The 22,082-nt window shown below is 72.7% G+C and carries 28 protein-coding genes; 6 read left to right on the top strand and 22 right to left on the bottom strand.

From position 1 onward, the window contains the following. Positions 1 to 1,186, top strand: a 1,186-nt coding sequence (mycP, locus tag BN39_RS10660; protein ID WP_019202387.1) for a type VII secretion-associated serine protease mycosin, incomplete at its 5' end; no start/stop codon positions are given. 12 nt (positions 1,187 to 1,198) lie between these two features. On the opposite strand, the gene eccB is transcribed toward mycP, so the two are convergent. Continuing rightward, positions 1,199 to 2,605: a type VII secretion protein EccB gene (gene eccB, locus BN39_RS10655; RefSeq protein ID WP_159103241.1), complete on the bottom strand. Its 1,407-nt coding sequence runs from the start codon at positions 2,603 to 2,605 to the stop codon at positions 1,199 to 1,201. A 143-nt stretch (positions 2,606 to 2,748) separates the two neighbouring features. Here eccB and BN39_RS10650 point away from each other — a divergent pair, with 143 nt between their 5' ends. Then, a complete protein-coding gene (locus BN39_RS10650; protein ID WP_019202385.1) occupies positions 2,749 to 4,218 on the top strand; it encodes a type VII secretion protein EccE in 1,470 nt (489 codons plus the stop codon). Between the two features lie 65 nt (positions 4,219 to 4,283). On the opposite strand, the gene BN39_RS10645 is transcribed toward BN39_RS10650, so the two are convergent. From BN39_RS10645 to BN39_RS10585, 13 genes are all read right to left on the bottom strand, one after another. After that, on the bottom strand, positions 4,284 to 4,586 hold the full coding sequence (locus BN39_RS10645) for a WXG100 family type VII secretion target (protein WP_019202384.1): 303 nt from the start codon (positions 4,584 to 4,586) through the stop codon (positions 4,284 to 4,286). A 47-nt stretch (positions 4,587 to 4,633) separates the two neighbouring features. Beyond that, positions 4,634 to 4,951, bottom strand: coding sequence for a WXG100 family type VII secretion target (locus BN39_RS10640; RefSeq protein ID WP_019202383.1), 318 nt, complete (start codon positions 4,949 to 4,951; stop codon positions 4,634 to 4,636). A 71-nt stretch (positions 4,952 to 5,022) separates the two neighbouring features. Next, positions 5,023 to 5,751 carry an ESX secretion-associated protein EspG gene (locus BN39_RS10635; protein WP_019202382.1) on the bottom strand — a complete coding sequence of 243 codons (729 nt, stop codon included), beginning with the start codon at positions 5,749 to 5,751 and terminating at the stop codon, positions 5,023 to 5,025. Next, a complete protein-coding gene (locus BN39_RS10630; protein WP_019202381.1) occupies positions 5,748 to 6,710 on the bottom strand; it encodes a PPE domain-containing protein in 963 nt (320 codons plus the stop codon). Before BN39_RS10630 ends, BN39_RS10635 begins: the two co-directional genes overlap by 4 nt. A gap of 2 nt (positions 6,711 to 6,712) precedes the next feature. Beyond that, positions 6,713 to 7,018: a PE domain-containing protein gene (locus BN39_RS10625; RefSeq protein WP_019202380.1), complete on the bottom strand. Its 306-nt coding sequence runs from the start codon at positions 7,016 to 7,018 to the stop codon at positions 6,713 to 6,715. A 64-nt stretch (positions 7,019 to 7,082) separates the two neighbouring features. Beyond that, positions 7,083 to 8,498, bottom strand: a complete 1,416-nt coding sequence (locus BN39_RS10620; protein WP_159103240.1) for a hypothetical protein — start codon at positions 8,496 to 8,498, stop codon at positions 7,083 to 7,085. A 2-nt stretch (positions 8,499 to 8,500) separates the two neighbouring features. Beyond that, the gene (locus BN39_RS10615; RefSeq protein WP_237741642.1) at positions 8,501 to 8,800 is read right to left on the bottom strand and encodes a hypothetical protein; all 300 of its coding nucleotides are present in this window, start codon (positions 8,798 to 8,800) and stop codon (positions 8,501 to 8,503) included. Positions 8,801 to 8,919: 119 nt separating this feature from the next. Then, positions 8,920 to 9,216: a YbaB/EbfC family nucleoid-associated protein gene (locus BN39_RS10610; protein WP_019202377.1), complete on the bottom strand. Its 297-nt coding sequence runs from the start codon at positions 9,214 to 9,216 to the stop codon at positions 8,920 to 8,922. Positions 9,217 to 9,218: 2 nt separating this feature from the next. Then, positions 9,219 to 9,518 carry a hypothetical protein gene (locus BN39_RS10605; RefSeq protein ID WP_019202376.1) on the bottom strand — a complete coding sequence of 100 codons (300 nt, stop codon included), beginning with the start codon at positions 9,516 to 9,518 and terminating at the stop codon, positions 9,219 to 9,221. A gap of 26 nt (positions 9,519 to 9,544) precedes the next feature. Continuing rightward, on the bottom strand, positions 9,545 to 10,729 hold the full coding sequence (locus BN39_RS10600; RefSeq protein ID WP_019202375.1) for a type VII secretion-associated protein: 1,185 nt from the start codon (positions 10,727 to 10,729) through the stop codon (positions 9,545 to 9,547). A 19-nt stretch (positions 10,730 to 10,748) separates the two neighbouring features. After that, the gene (locus tag BN39_RS10595) at positions 10,749 to 11,399 is read right to left on the bottom strand and encodes a DedA family protein (RefSeq protein WP_019202374.1); all 651 of its coding nucleotides are present in this window, start codon (positions 11,397 to 11,399) and stop codon (positions 10,749 to 10,751) included. Positions 11,400 to 11,595: 196 nt separating this feature from the next. After that, on the bottom strand, positions 11,596 to 12,417 hold the full coding sequence (truA, locus tag BN39_RS10590) for a tRNA pseudouridine(38-40) synthase TruA (RefSeq protein ID WP_019202373.1): 822 nt from the start codon (positions 12,415 to 12,417) through the stop codon (positions 11,596 to 11,598). After that, entirely contained in the window at positions 12,414 to 13,304 is an 891-nt protein-coding gene (locus BN39_RS10585) for a TetR/AcrR family transcriptional regulator C-terminal domain-containing protein (RefSeq protein ID WP_019202372.1), read from the bottom strand. The genes truA and BN39_RS10585 overlap by 4 nt, the downstream gene beginning before the upstream one ends. Before the next feature lie 84 nt (positions 13,305 to 13,388). Between BN39_RS10585 and BN39_RS10580 the strand changes: the two genes are divergently transcribed. Next, positions 13,389 to 14,597 (top strand): FAD-dependent monooxygenase, encoded by a 1,209-nt coding sequence (locus BN39_RS10580; RefSeq protein ID WP_019202371.1) that lies wholly within the window; start codon positions 13,389 to 13,391, stop codon positions 14,595 to 14,597. Beyond that, complete coding sequence (locus BN39_RS10575; RefSeq protein ID WP_019202370.1) at positions 14,594 to 15,079, top strand: hypothetical protein; 486 nt, start codon at positions 14,594 to 14,596, stop codon at positions 15,077 to 15,079. Before BN39_RS10580 ends, BN39_RS10575 begins: the two co-directional genes overlap by 4 nt. Positions 15,080 to 15,233: 154 nt before the next feature. Here the strand turns inward: BN39_RS10575 and rplQ are convergent, their stop codons facing one another. The 6 genes from rplQ to rpmJ form a co-directional block, all read right to left on the bottom strand. Continuing rightward, entirely contained in the window at positions 15,234 to 15,935 is a 702-nt protein-coding gene (gene rplQ, locus BN39_RS10570; RefSeq protein WP_040766166.1) for a 50S ribosomal protein L17, read from the bottom strand. 30 nt (positions 15,936 to 15,965) lie between these two features. Continuing rightward, the gene (locus BN39_RS10565) at positions 15,966 to 17,021 is read right to left on the bottom strand and encodes a DNA-directed RNA polymerase subunit alpha (protein WP_019202368.1); all 1,056 of its coding nucleotides are present in this window, start codon (positions 17,019 to 17,021) and stop codon (positions 15,966 to 15,968) included. Positions 17,022 to 17,104: 83 nt separating this feature from the next. Then, on the bottom strand, positions 17,105 to 17,710 hold the full coding sequence (rpsD, locus tag BN39_RS10560; protein WP_019202367.1) for a 30S ribosomal protein S4: 606 nt from the start codon (positions 17,708 to 17,710) through the stop codon (positions 17,105 to 17,107). A gap of 20 nt (positions 17,711 to 17,730) precedes the next feature. After that, positions 17,731 to 18,141, bottom strand: a complete 411-nt coding sequence (gene rpsK, locus BN39_RS10555; RefSeq protein ID WP_019202366.1) for a 30S ribosomal protein S11 — start codon at positions 18,139 to 18,141, stop codon at positions 17,731 to 17,733. Then, complete coding sequence (rpsM, locus tag BN39_RS10550) at positions 18,141 to 18,512, bottom strand: 30S ribosomal protein S13 (protein ID WP_019202365.1); 372 nt, start codon at positions 18,510 to 18,512, stop codon at positions 18,141 to 18,143. Before rpsM ends, rpsK begins: the two co-directional genes overlap by 1 nt. A gap of 186 nt (positions 18,513 to 18,698) precedes the next feature. Next, positions 18,699 to 18,812 (bottom strand): 50S ribosomal protein L36, encoded by a 114-nt coding sequence (rpmJ, locus tag BN39_RS10545; RefSeq protein ID WP_013127970.1) that lies wholly within the window; start codon positions 18,810 to 18,812, stop codon positions 18,699 to 18,701. Positions 18,813 to 19,031: 219 nt separating this feature from the next. Here rpmJ and BN39_RS10540 point away from each other — a divergent pair, with 219 nt between their 5' ends. Next, positions 19,032 to 19,751, top strand: coding sequence for a S1 family peptidase (locus tag BN39_RS10540; RefSeq protein WP_019202364.1), 720 nt, complete (start codon positions 19,032 to 19,034; stop codon positions 19,749 to 19,751). Between the two features lie 82 nt (positions 19,752 to 19,833). Here the strand turns inward: BN39_RS10540 and infA are convergent, their stop codons facing one another. Beyond that, positions 19,834 to 20,055 carry a translation initiation factor IF-1 gene (gene infA, locus BN39_RS10535; RefSeq protein WP_006554587.1) on the bottom strand — a complete coding sequence of 74 codons (222 nt, stop codon included), beginning with the start codon at positions 20,053 to 20,055 and terminating at the stop codon, positions 19,834 to 19,836. A gap of 115 nt (positions 20,056 to 20,170) precedes the next feature. Continuing rightward, a complete protein-coding gene (locus tag BN39_RS10530) occupies positions 20,171 to 20,701 on the bottom strand; it encodes an NUDIX domain-containing protein (protein WP_019202363.1) in 531 nt (176 codons plus the stop codon). A gap of 60 nt (positions 20,702 to 20,761) precedes the next feature. Between BN39_RS10530 and BN39_RS10525 the strand changes: the two genes are divergently transcribed. Next, positions 20,762 to 22,069 carry a bifunctional o-acetylhomoserine/o-acetylserine sulfhydrylase gene (locus BN39_RS10525; RefSeq protein ID WP_019202362.1) on the top strand — a complete coding sequence of 436 codons (1,308 nt, stop codon included), beginning with the start codon at positions 20,762 to 20,764 and terminating at the stop codon, positions 22,067 to 22,069. The last annotated feature ends 13 nt before the right edge of the window (positions 22,070 to 22,082 follow it).

Below are 22,082 nucleotides of genomic sequence, written 5' to 3'. Positions count from 1 at the left end.
GGAGCCCGCACCGCCCGACGGCGCGCCCCGCGGCCCCGTCGCGCCGCTGGCACCGACCGTGCAGAAGACGCAGTGCAACACCCTGCGCACCCAGCCGGGCACCGACTACACGCGCGCCGATCACGCCGCGCGCGCCCTCCGCTACGACGAGGCCTGGCGGTTCAGCCGCGGCGAGGGGCAGAAGGTGGCGGTCATCGACACCGGGGTCACCCCGCACCCGCGGCTCGGCGAGGTGATCGCCGGCGGCGACTACGTCTCCTCCGGGGACGGCCGTGACGACTGCGACGCCCACGGCACCGCCGTCGCCGGCATCATCGCGGGCCGCCCCGCCGCGGGCGACGCGTTCGCGGGGGTCGCGCCCGCGGCGTCGATCATCGCGATCCGGCAGGCGAGCCGGGCCTTCGAACCGCGGGAGCGCGGCGCCAACAGTCACGGCAACGTCACCACGATGGCCTACGCGGTGACCCGGGCCGTTGACCTGGGTGCCACCGTCATCAACATCTCCGAAGTGGCCTGCGGCCCCGCGGGATCCGACCTCGGGGACGCGGCGCTCGGCCGGGCCGTGCGGTACGCCTTCGACCGCAACGTGGTGGTCGTGGCCTCGGCCGGGAACGCCGGCGACACCTCGGGGCCGTGCACGCAGAACGACACGCCTGGCAGGCCCGGCACCACCGCGTCGCCGGCCAGGTTCGCGGATCACGTGCTGGCGGTCGCCGCCACCGAACCCGACGGCCGCCCGGCCTCGTTCTCGTTGGCCGGGCCGTGGGTGAACATCGCGGCGCCCGGCACCGACATCACCACTCTCGATCCGCGGGGCACCGGGCTGGCGAACGCCCAGGCCTCGCGGGAGGGGACGACACCCCTCGCGGGAACGAGTTTCGCCGCGCCGTACGTGGCCGGGGTCGCCGCGCTGGTGCGCGCGCGGTTCCCGCAGCTCACGGCCGCCCAGGTGCGCGATCGCGTCCTCGCCACCTCGCACCGGTCCTCCGCGCCCCTGGGCGCGGGCGTGGTCGATCCGGTCGCCGCCCTCACTGCGGACCTCCCCGACGGTGCAGCCGCGAGCGGCCGCCTGGAGATGGCTCCGCCGGCACCGCCGGACGGCGCACCGCGCACCGTCGCCCTGATCGGGGCCGGGCTCGCCGCGGTGGTCGCGCTCGGCGTCGGCCTGGCCCGCCGCCGCGCCTGACCCGCGGATTTCCTACTGGGGCAGGCTGAACGGCCTACCGTCCCGGGTGACCGCGGCAGCCCGCGGGTCCAGGTCCGGGCCTCCTGGCAGGGCGGACAGCACGGACCATGCGACGGGGCGCGGTTCGTGCCGCAGCCCCAGCGTCTGCGCGACCTTCACACTCGGGATGCTGTACCGCACTCCGGAATCGGAGACGTAGAACAGCCCGTCGCGGCGCTCGCCGCCGGGCTGCGCCGACAGCACGTACTCTCCCGTCCCCGACGGCACGTAGGCCTCGTCGAGCGCCGAGCCCGCACCGTCCGCTCCCGCGAGGTCCACCGGCGCGGACGGCGTCGGGAACGCCGCGAAGGTGCGGAGTTCGACGGTGCCGCCGCCCTTGCCGTCCGCGGACGCCGCGGCGCACAGCACGGGTGCCGCACGGACGGAACGGAGCTCGGGACGCTCGCCCGGAAGGTCACCGACCGGGAGGCCGCGGACCGCGGGCGCCGCCGACACCACCGCGGCCGAAACCGTGTCGATCGGCTCGCCGTCCGGCGCGCCCGCGCGGATGAGGTCCGCCGCCCACTCGCCGACCTGCTGGACGCCGTCCGCGAGCACCGCGTACAGGCGGTCGTGGTCCGCATCGGCGACCCGGACCACGTCCCCGATGCGGGCGCCGGGCACCACGGCCGAGGGCTGCCCGCGATTCGGCACCTGCGGCACCCGGATCGGATCGGTCTGGGTGAAGGCGTTGAGGACCGCCGCGCTGACCGCACGCCCCTCGGCGCCGCCGATCCCCGCGACCCGGCGGACGGCGGCGTCCGACGGATCCACGGGTGCGCGGAAACCGCCGAACAGCAGGAAGTACCGATCGTCACGACGCACCAACACCGCGCCGCGGTCCGCGGTCCCGGCCGGTTCGGAGGACACCAGGGTGTCGAGGGCGTCCCGCACCGCCGGCTTGTCCGCGGGTGCCGGCGTCGTCCGGTCGCAGAGCAGCCACGGGCTCGCCCCCTCGTGCCACGCCGCCGCCGGGCCCAGGATCTGACCGGGCGCTCCCACGATCCCCACCTCCGGGCCTCGTCGGAATGAACTGAGCCGCTTGTCCTTGACCTGCGCCGGCGATGCCGCCTCCCCGACGAGCAGGCGCGCGGACGCCAACCCCGTGACGGGGTGCAGCACATCGTCGGCGCGAACGTACAGAGCGCCGGAATCCTTGGCCAGCACGATCTTCGCGTCCCCGACCGCACCCTGCGGACGGATCAGCGCGAGCAGCCCGCATCCGCCGGTGACCACCAGCGCCAGGATCAGGCCGGCGATGAGCGAGCGGGACTGGGAAGCCATGGGATCGGAGATCATCCGCGCGTCCCGGCGGATCAGAGCGTGATCCATCCTGCGCAGCACGAACCGGTACCCGCTCACCTGTGCGCGCGTGGTCAACTGTCGACGCATGTGTGCCCGCCCTCCCCCAAGGGTGCCGTCCGGCGCTTCCCCCGAAGCCGCCGTGCTGTCGCCGAGAATACGGTACTTTCACTCCACGGCAGCGCGTTTCGGGGGAGACGGCTGCGAAACGGGGGCGTGTCATGCAGCAGATCAGTCAATCCGGCGTACCGGCGACGAGCGGGCTGGCGGCTCCGGGCCGCTGGGAGCGCGGCGCCTGGCCGTCCGCCGGCGCGGTGCTCCTGGCCGAGACCGCGGCAGTCGCGGCGGGCCTGGGGACGGCGGCGGCAGGAGGACCGCACTGGGCCGCCGCGGCCGCCGCGCTCGCGGCGGGCGGGGCCGCCCTCACCCGGCGGCGCGGTACGTCGCTCGCCGAGCTCGCCGGCGATCGGCTGCGCCGGCGCACCGCCCAGCACGTCACGGTGGCTTCGGCGCCGTACCCGGGCGGCGGCGACATCGGCGTCCGGCGGGAATCGGGGCTGCTCACCGCCGTCCTCCGCATCACGCCACCGGCGCCGCGGCTCATCACGCCACAACGCCGGGACGCGCCGAGCGTCCCGCTCGCCGCACTGGCCGGGTTGTTGCGGCACGGCGACACCCCCGCGGCGCGGATCGACGTGCTCGTGAACGGCGGGCGCGCACCGTCGGGCGCGGAACGCCCACGCGGGCGCTACCAGAACCTCACCGGCCCGATCACGGCGTGGGCCGTCGCCGATGTGCGCATCGCGATCACGATCGACCCGGTCGACTGCGCGGGCGCGCTCGCGAGGCGGGGCGGGGACGAACTCCGCGTCGCCGCGATCGCCGCGCAGCGGCTGGCGGACGTGCTTGCGGGCGAAGGCGTCCCGTCGACGCCGGTGACCGCCCGCGACACAGGACCGGGCCCCTCCACTCCGCCCGACGGTGCGGTGCCGGCCGACCCCGACAGGCTGGCCGACGGCGATATCGATCACCTGATCGCGGCCGCGGCGTCGGTGGGAACCGCGGCGATCAGCCTGCGCCGCGGAGCGGGCGACGACGTGCGGGTCGGGGCGTGGCTGTGCGCACCGGACGCCGATCCCGGACGCCCCCTGCGCGGGGATCACAATGCGGCGGGGACGGTTCCGTCGCTCCGCCGATTCCATCAGCCGCTGGCGGGGTGCGGACAGCTGGTGGGCGCCGACGCCACCGGTGGCCCCGTGACGGTGCGCCTGCACGGCCCGGGCGTCCGCACCGTCTGGGCCGCGGTCGCCGACGATCCGGCGCGCCAGCTCGTGGAGCGCGCGGTCGCGACGGGCGCCCGCGTGCTGCTGGTGACCGGCCGGCCGGCGATGTGGGAGCCGCTCGTGTCCTGGACCGGATCGCCCGAGAACCTGTGGATCTCGGGATGGCGATACCCGCCCGAGCCGCACCTGAGCGTTCTGAGTCCGGCGGACTACACCGTGACCGTGCTCGACGGGACGGCCGCGGGACTGCAACCGGGCTCGGTCGAACCGGCGGGCACGGTGTGGCGGATCGAGACCGCCGGGATCTCCCCCGTCACCGAGGCGGACGTCGTCCTGAGCCAACCGCAGCCGGGCATGCTCACCGTGCGCACCGACGGCGGCGCGGCGACGGTGCGGCTCGTGGCCTGACCGGGCGACGAACACGGCGGAGGCCCGGCGGGACGTCCCGCCGGGCCTCCGCGTGCGGGGCGCCGTCAGCCCTGCCAGCCCGCAGCGGCCTTACTGTTGGTCTGCTGCATGGACACCACCGCGTTCTCCGCGGCGGCCTTGACCCGCTGCAGCAGGTCGTTGATGTCCGAGAAGCTCTCGTTCCACTTGGTCTGCACGGCCTGGTAGGCCGTCGCGGATTCCTCGTCCTCCCAGGCGTTGTCGAACTTCCTCTGCTCGGTGCGGATGCTGTCAGCCTGTGCCAGCAGCACGCCGTGTTTGGTGGCCATGTCGTCGAGCGCCGTGCGGATGGTGCCGTAGTCGTACTTGATGTAGTCAGCCGTGTCCATGGTGCTTTCCCCCTGTGATCGATCTGTGTCGGTGTCCGGTTCGCCGTCTAGCCCAGGTTGAGCGAGCTTGCGGCGACGGCGTTGATGTCCTGCTCGTTCTGGCCCTCCTGCGAGCCGTAGCTGTCGGTGTTGCCCGCGAGCATGGTGCTGATGTCGTTCAGCGAGGAGTTGATCTTCGCCGCGTCCTCGTCCCAGCGCGCCATGACCGTGAGGAACGCCGCCTGGGCCGAACCCGCCCACGCCCCCTGCGTCATCTCCACATCGCTGCGCAACTTCTGCAGGGTGGCGTTCATCTGCACCCCCAGGTCGTCCAGCGTGGACGCCCCGTCCTTCATCGCCGCGAGTTCGGCCTTCGTCCCAGCCATGTCTTCATCTCCTCCCCGCCGGACGCGCCGGCATGACGACCCTCACCACGGTGGCGGAGGCCGAAACCCGGTCACGGCGTCCAGCCGCCACCGGGAAGTTCTTCGCAGGCGCGCCGGAGCGCCCTGCCGATGCGGTGGCCGCTGCCCTCGGAGACCGAGGTCCAGGAGCGGCCGTCCGGCTCGATGGTCGTGAGCGCCACGATCCGCCCGTCCGGCGAATCGATCACCGCGGCGACGGGCCCGAGCCGCCGCTCGCCCGCGTGCACGGTGAACTCGACGCTGCGCCGCGCGCGGGCGAACACGCGGCCGATCAGGCGCGCGGCATCGGAGTCGATCCCCGTGGCTCGCAGCTCCGCGGCGATGCGGCCGGCGTCGCCGCCGGACCGCAGGGCGTCCCGGCCCGGCTCGGTGGCGAAGGACGCCGCCACCGAGGGGTCGGCGGCCGGAGCGTCGCCGAGGTAGGGCGCGACGAGCGCGGCGAACCTCGCCGCCGCCCCGTCGCAGTACGGCACGTCGACGGTGGCGGTGCCGGCGCTCCGCAGAACGCGCGCCGTCACGTGCCCGGTCCGGGCCAGGCAGAACTTGGCGTCGAGCGAGCCCGTCGTCCGGCCCTCGAGGCGCACCTCCGGCGCGGCGAGCACCTGCAGCGCGAGGAGCTCGTCGTCGTCGAATCCGGCTGCCGCGGCATGCGTCTCGGTGCGCGCTGCGCCCACCCGCCGCGGGTCCGGCGGAGTCCAGAGGACGGGCGGCACCTCGGTGCCGAAATGGGCCCGCAACGCGGCGACGGCGTGCACGCTCATGCTTCCTCCCCGACCAGTGCGTCGGCGTGCGCGCCGAACACGGCGGGCGCGGTGTGCACCACGAAGGCGTCGGGCAGGTCGTCCGCCGCCTCCGAGGCGACGGCCCCGCCGTCGTGCTGCGCCGCGTTCCGGGAACCGGCCGCTCCCGCCGCCGCGCCCATCATGCCCGCGGGCATCATCGGGAACCCGCGGCTTCCGCTCCCCGCGGACTGGGCCGAGGCGGAGGCGCGCGGTGCCCCGGCCTGGTCCCGCTGCGGGGCCGTGGCCGCCGCGTACGCACCGAGCGGTGCGGCCGGTACGCCGACGCCGCCGGTGCCGCGGCCCGCGCCGGTCCCACCGGCGCCCCTGCCGTTCTCCTTGGGCTTCTTCTCGTTCCGGGCCGCCGCGGACTTCGGGGCGGGGGTGAACTCCCAGGGGACGCGCAACGGCTCCGCCGCGCGCTCGAAGCCGACCATGACGGTGGCGGCCTGGCCGTGCGTCTGCTGTTCCGCCCGCTCGGAGTCCGCAGCCGCACCGACGAGCGCCGCCGATGCCGGATCCGCGCCGCCCGCCGCCGCGGCCGCTCGTGTGCTCTCCCGGTCCGTCCGGAGCCGCTCCGCATCCGCCACCGACGGCATCGCACGCGCGGCGGTGCCGTAGGCCGCGGCCTGGCTGGCGAGCTTGGCCGCGTATTCGGCGAGATCCGCCGCATGCCGGGCCAGCCAGCGCGCGTAGTCCGGCAGCGGACCCGTTCGCCGCGTCTCGGGCCTCCCGTTCTCCAATGCCCCGTCGAGCCGGTCCAACAGGCGGTCGAGCCGCACGGCCGCGGCGCCGTACGCCGACGCCAGGCGCGCCGTCTCCTGCGCCGCGGCGTGCAGTGGGCGCGCCCCCGCGCCGCCGAGCAGATCGCCCGCCAGCTTCTCCGTGGGGCGCGAATACCAGTCGACGCCGGTGAATCCCGGATCGCGCGGGGCGGGCACCGTCAGGCCTCCAGGCGGAGGCCGGCCGCGAGTTCGGAATCCTGCCGCTGGACCGTGCCCGCGTGCGCCGACAAGGAGTCGGCGAGGCGGCGGAGATCGGCCGTCGTCGCGTCGGCCGTCGCGCGCTGCGCCTCGCCCATCGTGTGCGCGGTGCGGGCGACGGTCACCGAGACCTCGTCCTTCCCCGTGGCGGCGGGCGCCGCGTGCGGGACGAACCGCTCCTGCGCGCCGCGGAGATCCTCCGCTATGCGCTCGACACCGCGGGCCACCTCACGGACCGCCTCCGGATCCATGCTGAGCTTGGTCATCTCGTCTCCCCCTGAAGTTCCACTCATTCATTAGACGCACCGGGACGCACTGCGGTTCCGCTTGTCACAGACGCAGTTCCACGTCCGGCAGATCCGCGTCCGTCGCCCCGTCCGCGTCGCCCACGACCTGCGGCCCGACGAGCGGCATCCCGCCCACCACCTGTTCGCCGTTGTGCGTGGTCACCAAGTACTCGGGCACACTGTGCTCCCCCGCCTGCGCGGTGCGCGCGCCCGCGGCGCCCATCGGCATCATCCCGCCGCCCATACCCGCCCCGCGGGTCACCACCTCGGATGCCGGGACGGTGCGGGTACCTCCCTCGACGACCGGGGCCCTGGCGGGCGAGGACTGCGGCGACGACTGGGACAGCGCGGTGTTCACGGCACCGAGACCCGCGCCCCCGATCCCGGACACGCCGCCCGCACCACCGCCACCCGCGCCGCCACCGCCGCCGGAGCCCGTCGCGGTGAACGGGAACGCGCCCTGGGCCGGATCACCGCTCGCCGCATCGGTTCCGTCGTCCCTCCCACCGGACTTCTCGGACTGGGCCTCGACCATGCCGCTGACCGCCTCGCCCGCCGCCGTGGCGGCGCCCATCGCCGTCTTCATCGCCCCGCTCGCAACGTCGGTGACGAGCTTCCCCACCGCCGTGGCGGCCCCGGTGGCCGCGGAGACCACGGCCGGGACGACCGACGAGGCGATCTCCGCCGCAGTACTCGCGGCCGCCATCGGAGGGGTGGCGACAGGGACCTTGCGGCCCGCGGCACCCACCTGCGCACTGAGACCCGACAACTGGGACTTCACGCGCGAGACGACCTCGAGCGCCTGTGTGGTGTGCTCGTCCGCGGCCGCCACGGCGGCCGCCTGCCCGGGCGGGAGCCAGAGCGACGGTCCGAGCGCGGCGATCACGGCCATGAACGAGTCGATGATCGCCTGCAGCTCGGCCTCGCCGGCACCGACGACCGCCGCGGCCTCGCCGGCGGCCGTCGAGATCTCGGCGCCCTGCTCCGCGGTCATCGCGGTTCCCGCGGTGGCCTGCAGCCCCTTTCCGGTGGCCGCCGTCGCCGCGGGCCCCTGCCACACGGAGGCGAGCTGGCTGATCGCCTGCATCCCCATCGACGCACCCTGCTCGAGCGCCTTGGACGCACCGGACAGCGCGGCGGACGGGTCGAGCCCGCCGAAGCTGCCGCTACCGAAGGTCGACAGCAGGTCGGTCATCGGCTTCACCAGTCCGGCCACGTCGAACCCCGGGACCTCGGGCGCCTCCGGCACGCCCTTCGGCGCCTGCGGAAGCTGCTGCTGCGGCACCGGATCCGGCGACGTGGGCACGGGCGGCAGCCCGAGCGCCGCGAGGACCTCGTTGACCGGGCGGTCCAGCATCGCCCGGATCTCTGGGTCGAGCGCCGCCCCCTGCGCCCCGGGCGCGGCGGGCGACGGCGGGGCCGATGCCGGCGCCTGGGCGGGCGTCGTGGGTTCCGCCACGGTCAGACCGCCGCGGTGAGCAGCCCCGCCGCACCGGCGGCCTCGGTGGCGCCGTAGGACGCGACGGTGGCGGCCGATGAGGCCGCCATGCCGCCGTACAGAGCCGCGAGCTCGGCCACCGACGAGACGTAGCTGGCCTGCGCCGCGGTGAAGGCCGCGATGAAGTCCTGCCCGATCAGGCCGAGGGCGGGGTTGAGCGCGGCGACGTTGGCCGCCGCGTTCACCGATCCCGCCGTCGCCACCGACACCCCGATCCCGGCGTTGGCGGCGCCGAACGCCGCGATCGCCGAATTGACTGCCATGAACATGGTTCTCCCCTTCTTTCCGTCGGGCCGGTGCGGGGCCCTCTTCAATTGGACGCACCAGCGTGCGGATCGGATCCCGCCCGCTCCCCCGTCGTTCGCTCCCGGTCCGCCGGGAGTCAGCCGAAGTCGGCGTGGAACCGTTCCATCACCGCGCCTCGGCGAGCGGCGACCTCCCGGGCGGCCACGGCGCAGACGTCGACGATCCGGCGGCCCAGCGCAGCACCGTCGGAGCGCAGGGCTGCGGGCGACAGCTCGAGACCGACCAGGGCGCACACCCCGTCGAGCTCGACGCGGACGGCACCGTCGGGACTCGACACCGATACCCGGACCTCGTCGAGTTCTGTTCTTGCCCTGCGCGTCACGCTCAACTGCCCGCGCACGCGGGCCTCGATCCGGTCCATCTCGGCGCTCATGCTCAGCCCCTCCGCAGCCAGGAGTCGACCGGCTGCTCGTCGTGCGGTGCGGTCGTGGTCACCGCCGGCTCCGGGAGCCGGAGGGCGCGCAGCACCTCGTCGCCGACCCCCTCGCGATCCAGCTCCGCCCGGCGCCGCAGCCCCGCGGCCGTCGCCGCCTCGGCGCACAGCCGCACGATGACACCGGCCAGATCGTGCGGCTCCCTCCGCAGTTCCCCCGCTTCGATGGCGATGTGCAGCGGCGTCCCCTGATCGTTGGCCCGCACCCGCACCCCGCCGTTCCTCGACGTCGCGATGGTCATTCCCCGTCCCCCTTCGATCCTTCGTCTCAGTCCGGCCGCACCGTGGTGACGGCCCTTTCACACGCACCCGCCAGCGGCGCCGCAGTGCGGCCCGCCTCGCACCCCACGCTCAGCTGGGCCGCCCCCGCGACCACGACGTACCAGTCCACGAAGCGCTCCGCATCGAGCTGCTCGCGATAGCCGATCACGTCCCGCCCCGCGACGGACGCCCCCGGGTCCAGGCCCGTGATCCGCCGGTCACCGCGCTTGGCGAGCGCCGATTCCAGGTCGGCCGCGACCCTCGCGCGGTCCGACGGTCCGCGCAGCGCCGTCCGCACCACCGTCACGCGGCGCCCGTCCTCCGCCAGCGCCGTCCGGCGCCCGGGCCCGGGCTCGCTGACCGTCCATCCGCTGGGCAGGTCGACGACGGTGCCGTCGAACGAGACCTGGACGAAGCGCTCCGGCGCGGCTTCGGGGCGGTCCGGCGCGGCGGTGCGGGCGCGGGGGAAACAGGCCACGCCCGCCGCCGCGACGCAGACCAGCGACGCCACGGCCCCCGCCGCGACGAACCTCCGGCCGCGCGGCGCGACCGGATCAGGCTCGGGCACCGGTTCTTCGGCGCGCGCCGGCACGGGGTCGGCGGTGAGGACGTCGGTGGGCTCGACCCGTACGACGCGCCACAGCCCGGCGTCGGCGAGCGCGTCGCGGATCCGGGCGTAGGCGTCGGGCGGACCGTCGACGAGGGCCTGATCGACGCGGTCATCGAGGGCCGCGAGCGCCGCCCGCGCCGGATCCGGGTGATCGGCGACGGCGACGGGGCGCCACCGCTCGTCGGCGAAGTCGAGGACGTGGGCCCGGGCCACGGAGCCACGGCACTCGACCACGAGCGCCCGCCGGCAGTACAGCAGGCCCGCGGCGCGGACCAGCGCCTCGGCGCGTGGCACCACGTCGGCGCCGACGCCGAGCGAGCCGGCGGCCGCCGCCACCAGGGACCGCCGTGGAGCACCGAACACGCTGGGGGCCAGCACCGTCCACGCCCGGGCCGGAGGGGAACCGGCCGTCGCCGCGGACAACCAGCCCGCCCAGCGGCGCGTGGACTCGGCGGGCGCGGCGAACTCGTCCGCCCCCGCCGGGGCGGCGACGGTCCGCACGGCACCGTCGGGCCCGCGTACGTACCACTCGTCCCCCGCGCAGTCGATGACGATGCGCTCCGGGTCCCCCAACCCGATCATGGGTCGGAGGTTAGCGCGCTCAGCGGTCGGCGGGGGCGGCTTCCGCGACTTCGGCGTCCGCGGCCTCGCGGCGGCGGGCGCGGCGCCGGGTGATCACGGTGATCGCGATGGGGACGATGATGGTGAGCGCGGAGCCCACGAACAGCACTTCGAGGTGGTCCCGCAGCAGCGGGATACCGCCGAGGAAGTAGCCCAGCAGCACGATCCCGTCGCACCAGAGGATCGAGCCGAGTACCGAGAACACGGTGAACTTGCGGTGATCCATCTTCGAGAAACCCGCCAACACCGGCACCAGGGTGCGCACGATGCCGATGAACCGGGCGAAGAGCACCGTGAACGGGCCGTACCGGTCGAAGAAGTCGTACGTCTTGTCCACGGGCCCCTGGCCTATCCAGCGCATCACCCGCCCGCGCATCACCTTGGGCCCGCCGTACCGGCCGATCGCGTAGCCGCACTGGTCGCCGATGATCGCCGCGATCGGCAGGAACAGCAGCAGCTGCCACAGCTGCGCGAACGGCGTGGGCTGCGCGGCGAAGATGCCGGCCGTGAACAGGATCGAATCCCCCGGGAAGATGAAGCCCACCAGCAGGCCGGTCTCGATGAAGATCAGCAGCACCAGGCCGATGAGGCCGGCGGAGCCGAGGAAGCCGGTCACGTCGAAGGGGTTCACATCCGCCGAGTATCCCTGCGCCTTGCGACGCCACCGTGAACTCCCGGCAAACGTCGTCTGCCCGCCCCCGCGGACCGTCGACCGCCCTAGAAGAACGTTCTCTCCCCAGGCCGCGGCGACTCTCCCCAGCGCCCTGGCCAGAGGGAATGCACGCCGACCTGGGGAGACGCTCTCCCGCTAGGGGAGACCGCCTCGGCTAGTCGCCGCAGCAGCCGCCGGCCGGCGTGTCCACGTCGCGCTTCTCGCGGGTGATCAGGTTGCGCTCGGCCAGCTCGTCGTCGGCCGGGTAGTCCACCCGCACCAGGGTCAGCCCGCAGGCGGCGGCCACGTTGATCGCGCTGGAGCGCTCGCGCTCGTCGAGCAGGCCCGCGATCCAGTCGGCGGACCGTCGGCCCTCGCCGACCGCGGCGACCGCCCCGACCAGGGACCGCACCATCGACCAGCAGAACGCGTCGGCCGAGACCTCGGCCGTCAGCACCCCGTCGGGCTCGCGGCGCCACGCGAAGCGCTGCAGTTCCCGCACCGTGGTCGCGCCCTCCCGGCGCCGGCAGAACGCGGCGAAATCGTGCAGGCCCAGCAGCCGGTCCGAGGCCTCCCGCATCCGCTCCAGGTCGACGGGCCGCCGCCACGGCGCGGTATCGCGGGCGCGCAACGGATCCGCGCCAAAAGGCGCGTCGGTGAGCCGGTACTCGTAGTGGCGGCGCAGCGCCGAGAAGCGGGCGTCGAACTCGGGCGGGGCGACGCCGATCCCGGTGACCCGCACGTCCTGCGGGAGCATCCGGGCGAGCCGGCGGACCAGCCCGTCGGGCACCTCCGCGTCGGTGTCGAAGTGCGCGACCTGACCTGTCGCGTGCACGCCCGCGTCGGTGCGGCCGGCCACGGTGAGCTGAATCTCCGTGCGCAGCACGGTGCTCAGGTTCTCCTCCAGCACGCCGCACACCGTGCGGCGCTCGGGCTGGCGGGCCCAGCCGCTGAAGTCGGTGCCGTCGTAGGCGATGTCGAGGCGGTAGCGAGTCATGTCGCGCGTGACTCTACCGCTGCCGCGAGGCCGCCCAGGTAGCGCGTGAGCGCGGTGTCCAGCAGCACGTCCACGTCGTACGGATAGTCGGTGCGCATCAGGTCCGCCATCACCGGGAACCGCTCCGGCGGGGCCATCGACCGCAGCGCGTCCAGGTTCCGGTCCACCCACTCGTCCTCGGTCACGCCGGTGACGGCACGCTCCGCCAGCTCCGGCTCGATCGTCACGCCCAGCCCACGGACCAGGGTGAACAGGCACAGGTATTCGGTGAACGCCTGCGCCGGCGCCAGCCCGGCGTCGATCAGCGCGCCCAGCATGTACTCCGACATCGGCATGGCGTTGGGCAGCACGTCGGGCCGCGTCATGGACATCGCGCCCGCCAGCCACGGGTGACGCTTCATCGCCTCCCACACCGCGCGGGCCACGGCCTCCACGTCGGCGCGCCAATCCGCCGACCGCGCAGGCGGTTCCACCTCACCCAGCACGCTGTCGAGCATCGCGGCCCGCAGCTCGTCGCTGCCCGGCACGTATCGGTACACCGCCATCGTCGGGATCTCCAGCGCCGCCGCGAGCCGCCGCATGGACACCGCCTGCAGCGATTCCTCGTCGGCGATCGCCACCGCCGCGGCCACCACGCCGGCCGCGGTCAGCTCGGGGGACCGCGGCCGGTCCGGGGCCAGCACGGTACTGCCCCGCCCCGGCGCCGAAGCGATGAGCCCCTCCTCCTGCAGGAGCATCAGCACCCGGCTCGCCGTGGCCATCGCCACGCCGTGGTCCCGCACGATCGCCCGGGTCGACGGTGCGCGGTCCCCCGGCCGCAGCCGGCCCGACGCGATCCGCCCGCGCAGCACGGCCGCGATCTCCTCGGCCCTGGTCACGGCCGCCACCGCCCCACCGCACTAGTGCACTTCCCGCAATTATCCACGTCAACACTGTAGCGCAGTGCGATCGATACGGCGTACGGTCGCACCATGAACCAGTTGCGAATCCTCATCAGCGGCGCCTCCATCGCCGGCCCCGCCGCCGCGCTCCTCCTCACCCGCCAGGGCCACCACGTGACGCTCGTCGAACGCGCACCGTCGTTCCGGGCGGGCGGCCAGACGGTCGACCTCCGCGGCGCCGGGCGCACCGTCATCGACCGGATGGGCCTCACCGCCGCCACCGACGCCCGGCTCCTCACCCAGCGCGGCATCGTCAAGGTCGACGGCCGCGGCCGCCGCCGCGCCCGCATCCCCGTCGAAGCCTTCGGCGGCAACGGGATCGTCTCCACCCACGAGATCCTCCGCGGCGACCTCGCCGAGGCCATCGCCGAGGCCCTCCCCGCGGGCGTCCCGATCCGCTACGACGACACCGTCACAGCGATCGACCAGGACGACACCGGCGCCCTCGTGCGCTTCCAGAACGCGCCCGCCGAGCGGTACGACCTGGTGATCGGCGCCGACGGCCTCAGCTCCGCGGTGCGCCGCGCCGCCTTCGGCCCGGACTCCGCGACGCTCGATCCGATCGGCCTGCGCTACGCGTGGTTCACCGCCACCGTCAGCGAGGACCTGGACCAGTGGTACCTGATGCACAACGCCCGCGGCGGCCGCGTCGTCTCGGTCCGGCCGTCCCGCGACGGCGGCACCGTCAAAGCCGGTCTCGCGCTGCGCGGCTCCGACTCGCACCGGCTCACCCGCGAGGAGCAGTTCACCCTCGTCGACGAGGCCTTCGGCGACATCGGCTGGATCGCGCCCGAACTGCTCGCCCAGATGCGCACCGCCGACGACTGGTCCTACAACGACCTCGCCCAGGTGAAGCTCGACGGCTGGACCCGCGGCCGCGTCGCCCTCGTCGGCGACGCCGGCTACTGCCCCACCCCGCTCACCGGGCTCGGCACCACGCTCGCCCTCGTGGGCGCGTACGTGCTCGCCGGGGAACTCGGCAGGTCCGACGGTGACGTGCCCCTCGCGCTCGGCCGGTACGACGCGATCATGCGGCCCTTCGTCGGCCCCGCGCAGGAACTCCCGCCCGGCAGCCCCGCCGGCTTCGCCCCGATGGGCCGGCTCGGCATGGCCCTGAGCAGCCTGACCTACCGATCCGCCACCGTCTGGCCGATATCGAGGATCTGGGCGTCCCAGTTCGACAAGGCCGACGGCATAGCCCTGCCGGACTACGGCCCCGGCGTACCGTCGGTGAGGTGACCGACACCGCGCAGACCGTGACCGCCCGCGTCGACGACCTCTCCCCCGACGTCCTGTTCGCCCTCCTCGCGAGGCCCGCCAATCACGCGGCCGCGGACGGCTCCGGCATGCTCCGCGGGCTCTCCGCCGACACTCCTGAGGTGATCACCGCCGCCGGCGAGACCTTCGGGATGGAGATGACCGCGGAGGACGGCCGCGAGTACTCGGTGACCAATCACGTGACCGCGTTCGAGCCGGGGCGGCGCATCGCGTGGATGCCCGCAGGCCGCGGGCGCGAGCCCGTCGGCGTCGAGTGGTCCTGGGAATTCGAACCCTCGCCCGACGACGGCGCCGAGGCCGTCGGGACGATCGTCTCCGTCACCTGCGACTGGTCGCGCGTGACGGACGAGGCCTATCTGGCCAAGTTCACCCTGCCCCGGGTGTCGGCCGAGAAGGTGCGGGGCACCGTCGGCGCCATGGTCGCGCTCGCTACCCGCAGGTAGCAAGCACCGGATACAGACGAAGTCCCAGGAAGCAGCCTGGGCTAACGCTGTTAAGTCAGGAGCGGGCGGGCCCGGAGACGGGGCACGGCACCGGCCCGGAGACGACGAGAGCCCGCCGGACCGTGTGGTCCGGCGGGCTCTCGTGCGGGGGTGACTACTCCGAGTCGGAGGCGTCCTCCTGCTGCGACTTCGGCAGCGAGTAGCCGGCGGCCTCGGCCGCGGCCTCGTCGGCGAACCAGATCTCGGCGACCGTCGACTCGTAGAAGCGGGTACCGGGACGGTGGTACAGCTTCGAGCCGGCGTTGCCCTTGATCGGGAAGCCCTCGGGCGCCTCGTTCGGGTCCTCCAGCGGCGCGTGCGCGCCGGCGGGGAGATCCGAATCCGACTCGGCCGGAGCCTCGGCCTCGGCCTTGGTCTCCTCGGCCTCGACGGCGGCGGACTTCGCGGCGGCCTGCGACGCGGCGACGCGGGTGGCCCGCGAAGCCTCGGTCGTGGCGAGCTGCTCGGTCACGATCTCGATGACCGCCATCGGGGCGTTGTCGCCCTTCCGGTTCTCGGTCTTGATGATCCGGGTGTAGCCGCCCTGACGGTCGGCGACGGCCGGGCCGATCTCCGCGAACAGCACGTGCACGACGTCCTTGTTGCGGATCTCCTTCATGACCTCGCGGCGGTTGGCCAGCTTGCCGTGCTTGGCGTGGCTGATCAGCTTCTCCGCGTAGGGACGCAGGCGCTTGGCGCGGGACTCGGTGGTCTCGATGCGGCCGTGCTCGAACAGCGCGGTCGCGAGGTTCGCCAGAATGTGCTTCTGGTGCGAGGCCGAGCCGCCCATGCGGGCGCCCTTGATGGGCCTAGGCATTGTTTCTCCTGTGGGTACTTGATGAGCTCTTTAGAGCTGCTCGGTCTCGGCGTAGTCCTGATCGTCACCGTCGGACGAGAACGACGGCTCATCGCTCCAGGTCCCGGTGGCCGGGTCGTACCCGTCCACCTGCGACGGGTCGAACGACGCGGGGCTGTCCTTGAGAGCCAGACCCAGCGCGTGCAGCTTGACCTTGACCTCGTCGATCGACTTCTGACCGAAGTTGCGGATGTCGAGAAGGTCCGACTCGGTGCGGGCCACGAGCTCGCCCACGGTGTGCACACCCTCGCGCTTGAGGCAGTTGTACGAGCGCACCGTCAGGTCGAGGTCCTCGATCGGCAGCGAGAACGCCGCGATGTGATCGGCCTCGGCCGGCGACGGGCCGATCTCGATGCCCTCGGCCTCGACGTTGAGCTCGCGCGCCAGGCCGAACAGCTCGACCAGGGTCTTGCCGGCCGAGGCCAGCGCGTCCCGCGCGGTCATCGAGTTCTTGGTCTCGACGTCCAGGATCAGGCGATCGAAGTCGGTGCGCTGCTCGACGCGGGTGGCCTCCACCTTGTAGGTCACCTTGAGCACGGGCGAGTAGATCGAGTCGACCGGGATGCGGCCGATCTCGGCGCCCGACGCCTTGTTCTGCACGGCCGGCACGTAGCCGCGGCCCCGCTCGACGACGAGCTCGATCTCGAGCTTGCCCTTGTCGTTCAGGGTGGCGATGTGCAGGTCGGGGTTGTGCACGGTGACCGACGCCGGGGGGACGATGTCGCCCGCGGTGACGGCGCCCGGCCCCTGCTTGCGCACGTACATGGTGACCGGCTCGTCGTCCTCCGACGAGACGACCAGGCCCTTGAGGTTCAGGATGACGTCGGTGACGTCCTCCTTGACACCCGGAACCGTGGTGAACTCGTGCAGCACGCCGTCGATGCGGATGCTGGTCACGGCCGCGCCCGGGATGGACGACAGCAGCGTACGGCGGAGCGAGTTGCCCAGCGTGTAGCCGAAGCCCGGCTCCAGCGGCTCGATGACGAACTTCGAGCGCGCCTCGGAGATGACCTCTTCACTGAGAGTGGGTCGCTGCGAGATGAGCATGAGTGTTTCCTTCTTTCTGGGCGACCGCTATATGACGCCCGTCAAAGGTCGCCGGCGGCTGTTCCGCCGGCGACCGGCACTACTTACTTCGAGTAGTACTCGACGATGAGCTGCTCCTGGAACGGCACGTCGATCTGCTCACGCTCGGGCACGCGGTGCACGAGGATGCGCAGGGTCGACGGGACCACCTGGAGCCAGGCCGCGGGGGTCCGCTCGCCGACGGTCTCACGCGCGATCTGGAACGGCGTGGTGCCGAGCGACTTCGGGCGGACGTCGATGATGTCGTACTGCGAGACGCGGTACGACGGGACGTCCACGCGCTGGCCGTTGACCGTGAAGTGACCGTGGGTCACCATCTGGCGGGCCTGGCGGCGGGTACGCGCCAGGCCGGCGCGGTACACGACGTTGTCGAGGCGGGTCTCGAGGATCTGCAGCAGGGCGTCGCCGGTCTTACCCGAGGCGGTCTTGGCCTCCTGGTAGTAGCGCGAGAACTGCTTCTCCATGACGCCGTACAGGAAGCGGGCCTTCTGCTTCTCGCGGAGCTGCAGCAGGTACTCGCTCTCCTTGATCCGCGCGCGGCCGTGCTGGCCGGGCGGGTAAGGACGACGCTCGAACGCCTCCGAGCCGCCGACGAGGTCGACGCCCAGACGACGGGACTTACGGGTGACAGGGCCGGTATAACGAGCCATTGTTCTTCTCCTACCTTCCCTTAGACCCGACGCCGCTTCGGCGGACGGCAACCGTTGTGCGGCTGCGGCGTCACGTCGGAGATGGTGCCCACCTCGAGGCCGGCGGCCTGCAGCGAGCGGATTGCGGTCTCACGGCCCGAACCCGGGCCCTTGACGAACACGTCGACCTTCTTGACGCCGTTCTCCTGCGCCTTGCGGGCGGCGTTCTCGGCGGCGAGCTGCGCGGCGAACGGGGTGCTCTTACGCGACCCCTTGAAGCCGACGTGGCCCGACGACGCCCAGCTGATCACGTTGCCCGCGGGGTCCGTGATCGAGACGATCGTGTTGTTGAACGTGCTCTTGATGTGGGCGTGGCCGTGCGGGACGTTCTTCTTTTCGCGGCGGCGAGTGCCCTTCTTCGCGCCGGTGGCGGCGCGCGACTTCGGAGGCATTACTTCTTCTTTCCGGCGATGGTCTTCTTCGGACCCTTACGGGTGCGAGCGTTGGTCTTGGTGCGCTGGCCACGCACGGGCAGGCCACGACGGTGGCGGATGCCCTGGTAGCACTGGATCTCGATCTTGCGACGGATGTCGGCCTGCACCTCACGGCGCAGGTCGCCCTCGACCTTGTAGTCCGTCGACTCGATGTAGTCGCGGAGCTTGGTCAGGTCCTCGTCGCTGAGGTCCTTGCTGCGCAGATCCGGGCTCACACCGGTCTCGGCGAGAATCTCAGTCGCGCGGGTACGGCCGATGCCGTAGATGTAGGTCAGTGCGATCTCCATGCGCTTCTCACGCGGGAGATCGACACCCATAAGACGTGCCATGTCCTGGCTGTTCCTTCTCTCGTTCGGAGGTCTGCTCCCCGCCCGTCCTCGCTGGTTCCGGCGCTTTCACGCCGGCCGAGGCCCCGGCCTCCGAGCCGGGGGTCCTACAGGGGCTCGTACGCCCCCGCTGGTGCGGAGAGGTCATCAATGTCGATTCAAGCGGCGAACCGCTCAAAGCGCCGGTGACTAGCCCTGACGCTGCTTGTGACGCAGGTTGTCGCAGATCACCATGACCCGGCCGTTACGGCGGATCACCTTGCACTTCTCGCAGATCGGCTTGACGCTGGGGTTGACCTTCACGTCAGTCCTATCTTCAGGTGTTGTCCGGCGCCGAACCGGATGTTCCGGCACGGCGTCACGACGCACGCGGAAGCCCGCGCACGCACGCGATGATCCAGTCTACGCGCTCGCGGCCCTGCGCCCAAATCGCAGGTGGAACAGGCTCTCATGCTAACCTCAGGTTCGACATCTCAACGCGGTCGATTCGCCACCGAAGATTTCAACAGATGAGGACGAAACATGCGCCTGTCCCTCCCCCGCCGCCTGGGAGTCGCCGCGACCGCAGCCGGTGCCGCAGCCTCGATTCTCGCCGTCGCACCCGCCTCCGCCGCCCCGAACATCACCATCGGCCCGGGCTCGGAGATCGACGTGGTGCAGAAGGAGACGCCGCAGGGCATCGAGGTCAACGCGTGCACGCTCGGCGTCCTCGCGCTCACCCCCGACGGCCGCCGCGTGGGCGTCACCGCCGGCCACTGCGGCAAGGCGGGCCAGGAGGTGGCCGTTCCGGTGCCCGGCCAGTCGCGCACCATCGCCTCCGTGGGCTCGATCGAGAAGTCCTCGAACCCGATCGTCACCGACGACGGCCGGATGACCGACGCCAACCAGCCCGACTGGGGCACCGTGTCCTTCAAGCCGGGCGTCCCGCTCGTCAACCGCCTGGGCAAGGTCCGGCCCACCAAGGTCGGGCGCGCCGTCGTCGGCGACCAGGTGTGCCGCCAGGGCCGCACCACCGGATGGCAGTGCGGCAAGGTGGCCGACGTGGCCGGCAACCGGGTCCTCGTGAACCTCAAGGGCGATCACGGCGACAGCGGCGGCCCGCTGGTCCGCCTCTCCGACGGCGCCGCCCTCGGCATCACCTCGGGCGGGCTGGAGCTCAGCCGCGAGGCCGGCACCCAGTCCGAGTTCTTCGACCTCGGCTTCATCTTCGCCCAGGCCGGCGGCCTGCGGCTCGCGGTCTGACCGCACCCGGACACGACGAAGGCCCACCCCGCACGGGGTGGGCCTTTCTCGTACCCGCGCTCGACGCGCCGGCGCTACCGGATCACTTGTACCGGTAGACGATGCGCCCGCGGGTCAGGTCGTACGGCGACAGCTCCACGACCACGCGATCCTCGGGCAGAATACGAATGTAATGCTGACGCATCTTGCCGCTGATGTGCGCGAGCACCTTGTGCCCGTTCTCCAGCTCGATGCGGAACATAGCGTTGGGCAGGGGCTCGATCACGCGGCCCTCCACCTCGATGGCTCCGTCCTTCTTGGCCATACCCTCCACGATCCTGTGTGTTAGTCGGGCGCCGTGTGCGCCCTCCATCCACCGCGGTTGAGACACGATGAACGGTGCGGCGTACGCCGCGCTACCTGCCCATTCTACGCGGATGCTACTCGTCGGACGAATCGTGTCCGAAGTCCGGCCCCGCGCCGACGAGATCCATCCCCGTCGCGACCGAATCCGGCACGAAATCCGCGGGGTCCGCGGCCACCGCGGCGACGAGTTCCGCGGGCTCCATCCACTCGCCGCCGGCCACCTCCTCGGGCTGCCAGGTGATCGCACCGTCGTACGTGCAGACGTACCGGAAGCACACGAACCGGGTCACCGGATCCTCGTACCCGCGGGCCCCGACGGGGCGCAACGCCACCCCGTGCACCCCGAGCTCCTCGAAGGCCTCGCGGGCGGCACCGTCGTCCGGCGACTCCCCCGCCAGCAGCACCCCGCCGGCGCAGAAGTCGCGCAGCCCCGGGTACACGTCCTTGATCGCGGTGCGGCGATGCACGTAGATCCGCCCGGCGGAGTCGAAGACGAGGATCGCGGTGGTGCCGTGCCGCAGGTTCTCGGCCCGCACGCGGGACCGCGGCGCCCGCCCGCTGGGCTGCCCCGCGGCGTCGTACAGCGCCACGATCTCGTCGTCCATTTCCCTACAGTATGAGCCAAAGTCTGGACATCGCAGCGGGCGTGCACTTGTATCGGGGCCATGACTGATCCGGACAGCCCCACCTGGAACTTCGAGACCACGCAGATCCACGCCGGGCAGACGCCCGACGGGACCACCAACGCGCGTGCGCTCCCGATCTACCAGACCACCTCGTACACGTTCGACAACACCGATCACGCCGCGGCGCTGTTCGGGCTCGCCGAGCCCGGGAACATCTACACCCGGATCATGAACCCCACCCAGGACGCGGTGGAGCAGCGGGTCGCGGCGCTCGAGGGCGGCGTTGCCGCGCTGCTCGTGGCCTCGGGGCAGGCCGCCGAATCGCTCGCGATCCTCAACGTCGCCGAGTCCGGCGACCACATCGTCAGCTCCCCGTACCTGTACGGCGGCACCTACAACCTGCTGCACTACACGCTCGCCAAGCTCGGCGTCGAGGTCACCTTCGTCGAGGACCCCGACGACCTCGAGCAGTGGCGCGCCGCGGTCCGCCCGAACACCCGCGCCTTCTTCGCCGAGACCATCTCCAACCCCCGCGGCCACGTCCTCGACGTGGCGGGCGTGGCCGGCGTCGCGCACGAGAGCGGCGTTCCGCTCATCGTGGACAACACGGTGGCCACCCCGTACCTGCTGCGCCCGCTCGAGCACGGCGCCGACATCGTGGTGCACTCCGCCACCAAGTACCTCGGCGGCCACGGCGCGGCCATCGGCGGCGTCATCGTGGACGGCGGCAACTTCGACTGGACTCAGGGCCGGCACCCGAACTTCACCACCCCCGACCCGTCCTACCACGGCGTCGTGTTCGCCGACCTCGGCGCGCCCGCCTTCGCGCTCAAGGCCCGCGTCCAGCTGCTGCGCGACCTGGGCCCCGCGATCTCCCCGTTCAACGCGTTCCTGCTCAGCCAGGGCATCGAGACGCTGAGCCTGCGCGTCGAGCGGCACGTCGCGAACGCCCAGAAGGTGGCCGAGTTCCTCGACGGCCGGGACGGCGTCACCGAGGTCATCTACGCCGGGCTGCCCTCCTCGAAGTGGCACGACCGGGCGAAGGAGCTGCTCCCCCAGGGCGCCGGCGCCATCGTCGCGTTCGAGCTCGCCGGCGGCGTGCCCGCCGGCAAGGCGTTCGTCGACGCCCTGCAGCTGCACAGCCACGTCGCCAACATCGGCGACGTGCGGTCGCTGGTGATCCACCCCGCGTCCACGACGCATTCGCAGCTCACCGAGCAGGAGCAGCTCGAGGCCGGAGTCACGCCGGGCCTCGTGCGCCTCGCCGTCGGCATCGAGCACATCGACGACATCGTCGCCGACATCGAGCTGGGCCTCGCGGCCGCCGCTGCGGCCAAGGCGGAGTAAGGGGTCCGCGTGC

It is taken from the genome of Tsukamurella sp. 1534, from assembly GCF_000312385.1.
GTDB lineage: Bacteria > Actinomycetota > Actinomycetes > Mycobacteriales > Mycobacteriaceae > Tsukamurella.
Note: the sequence above shows the minus strand (reverse complement) of the source record. Positions and strands in the feature narration are given on the sequence as shown.

Bases quoted from the DNA above. Each gene is read 5' to 3' on its own strand.
- BN39_RS10540 (WP_019202364.1), top strand. From the start codon at position 19,032: ATGCGCCTGTCCCTCCCCCGCCGCCTGGGAGTCGCCGCGACCGCAGCC.
- rpsD (WP_019202367.1), bottom strand. From the start codon at position 17,710: ATGGCTCGTTATACCGGCCCTGTCACCCGTAAGTCCCGTCGTCTGGGC.
- rpsM (WP_019202365.1), bottom strand. From the start codon at position 18,512: ATGGCACGTCTTATGGGTGTCGATCTCCCGCGTGAGAAGCGCATGGAG.
- BN39_RS10610 (WP_019202377.1), bottom strand. From the start codon at position 9,216: ATGAGCGCCGAGATGGACCGGATCGAGGCCCGCGTGCGCGGGCAGTTG.
- BN39_RS10645 (WP_019202384.1), bottom strand. From the start codon at position 4,586: ATGGACACGGCTGACTACATCAAGTACGACTACGGCACCATCCGCACG.
- BN39_RS10640 (WP_019202383.1), bottom strand. From the start codon at position 4,951: ATGGCTGGGACGAAGGCCGAACTCGCGGCGATGAAGGACGGGGCGTCC.
- BN39_RS10525 (WP_019202362.1), top strand. From the start codon at position 20,762: ATGACTGATCCGGACAGCCCCACCTGGAACTTCGAGACCACGCAGATC.
- BN39_RS10650 (WP_019202385.1), top strand. From the start codon at position 2,749: ATGCAGCAGATCAGTCAATCCGGCGTACCGGCGACGAGCGGGCTGGCG.
- BN39_RS10565 (WP_019202368.1), bottom strand. From the start codon at position 17,021: ATGCTCATCTCGCAGCGACCCACTCTCAGTGAAGAGGTCATCTCCGAG.
- BN39_RS10600 (WP_019202375.1), bottom strand. From the start codon at position 10,729: ATGATCGGGTTGGGGGACCCGGAGCGCATCGTCATCGACTGCGCGGGG.
- infA (WP_006554587.1), bottom strand. From the start codon at position 20,055: ATGGCCAAGAAGGACGGAGCCATCGAGGTGGAGGGCCGCGTGATCGAG.
- rplQ (WP_040766166.1), bottom strand. From the start codon at position 15,935: ATGCCTAGGCCCATCAAGGGCGCCCGCATGGGCGGCTCGGCCTCGCAC.
- BN39_RS10530 (WP_019202363.1), bottom strand. From the start codon at position 20,701: ATGGACGACGAGATCGTGGCGCTGTACGACGCCGCGGGGCAGCCCAGC.
- rpsK (WP_019202366.1), bottom strand. From the start codon at position 18,141: ATGCCTCCGAAGTCGCGCGCCGCCACCGGCGCGAAGAAGGGCACTCGC.
- BN39_RS10580 (WP_019202371.1), top strand. From the start codon at position 13,389: ATGAACCAGTTGCGAATCCTCATCAGCGGCGCCTCCATCGCCGGCCCC.
- BN39_RS10625 (WP_019202380.1), bottom strand. From the start codon at position 7,018: ATGACCAAGCTCAGCATGGATCCGGAGGCGGTCCGTGAGGTGGCCCGC.
- BN39_RS10635 (WP_019202382.1), bottom strand. From the start codon at position 5,751: ATGAGCGTGCACGCCGTCGCCGCGTTGCGGGCCCATTTCGGCACCGAG.
- BN39_RS10605 (WP_019202376.1), bottom strand. From the start codon at position 9,518: ATGACCATCGCGACGTCGAGGAACGGCGGGGTGCGGGTGCGGGCCAAC.
- BN39_RS10615 (WP_237741642.1), bottom strand. From the start codon at position 8,800: ATGGCAGTCAATTCGGCGATCGCGGCGTTCGGCGCCGCCAACGCCGGG.
- truA (WP_019202373.1), bottom strand. From the start codon at position 12,417: ATGACTCGCTACCGCCTCGACATCGCCTACGACGGCACCGACTTCAGC.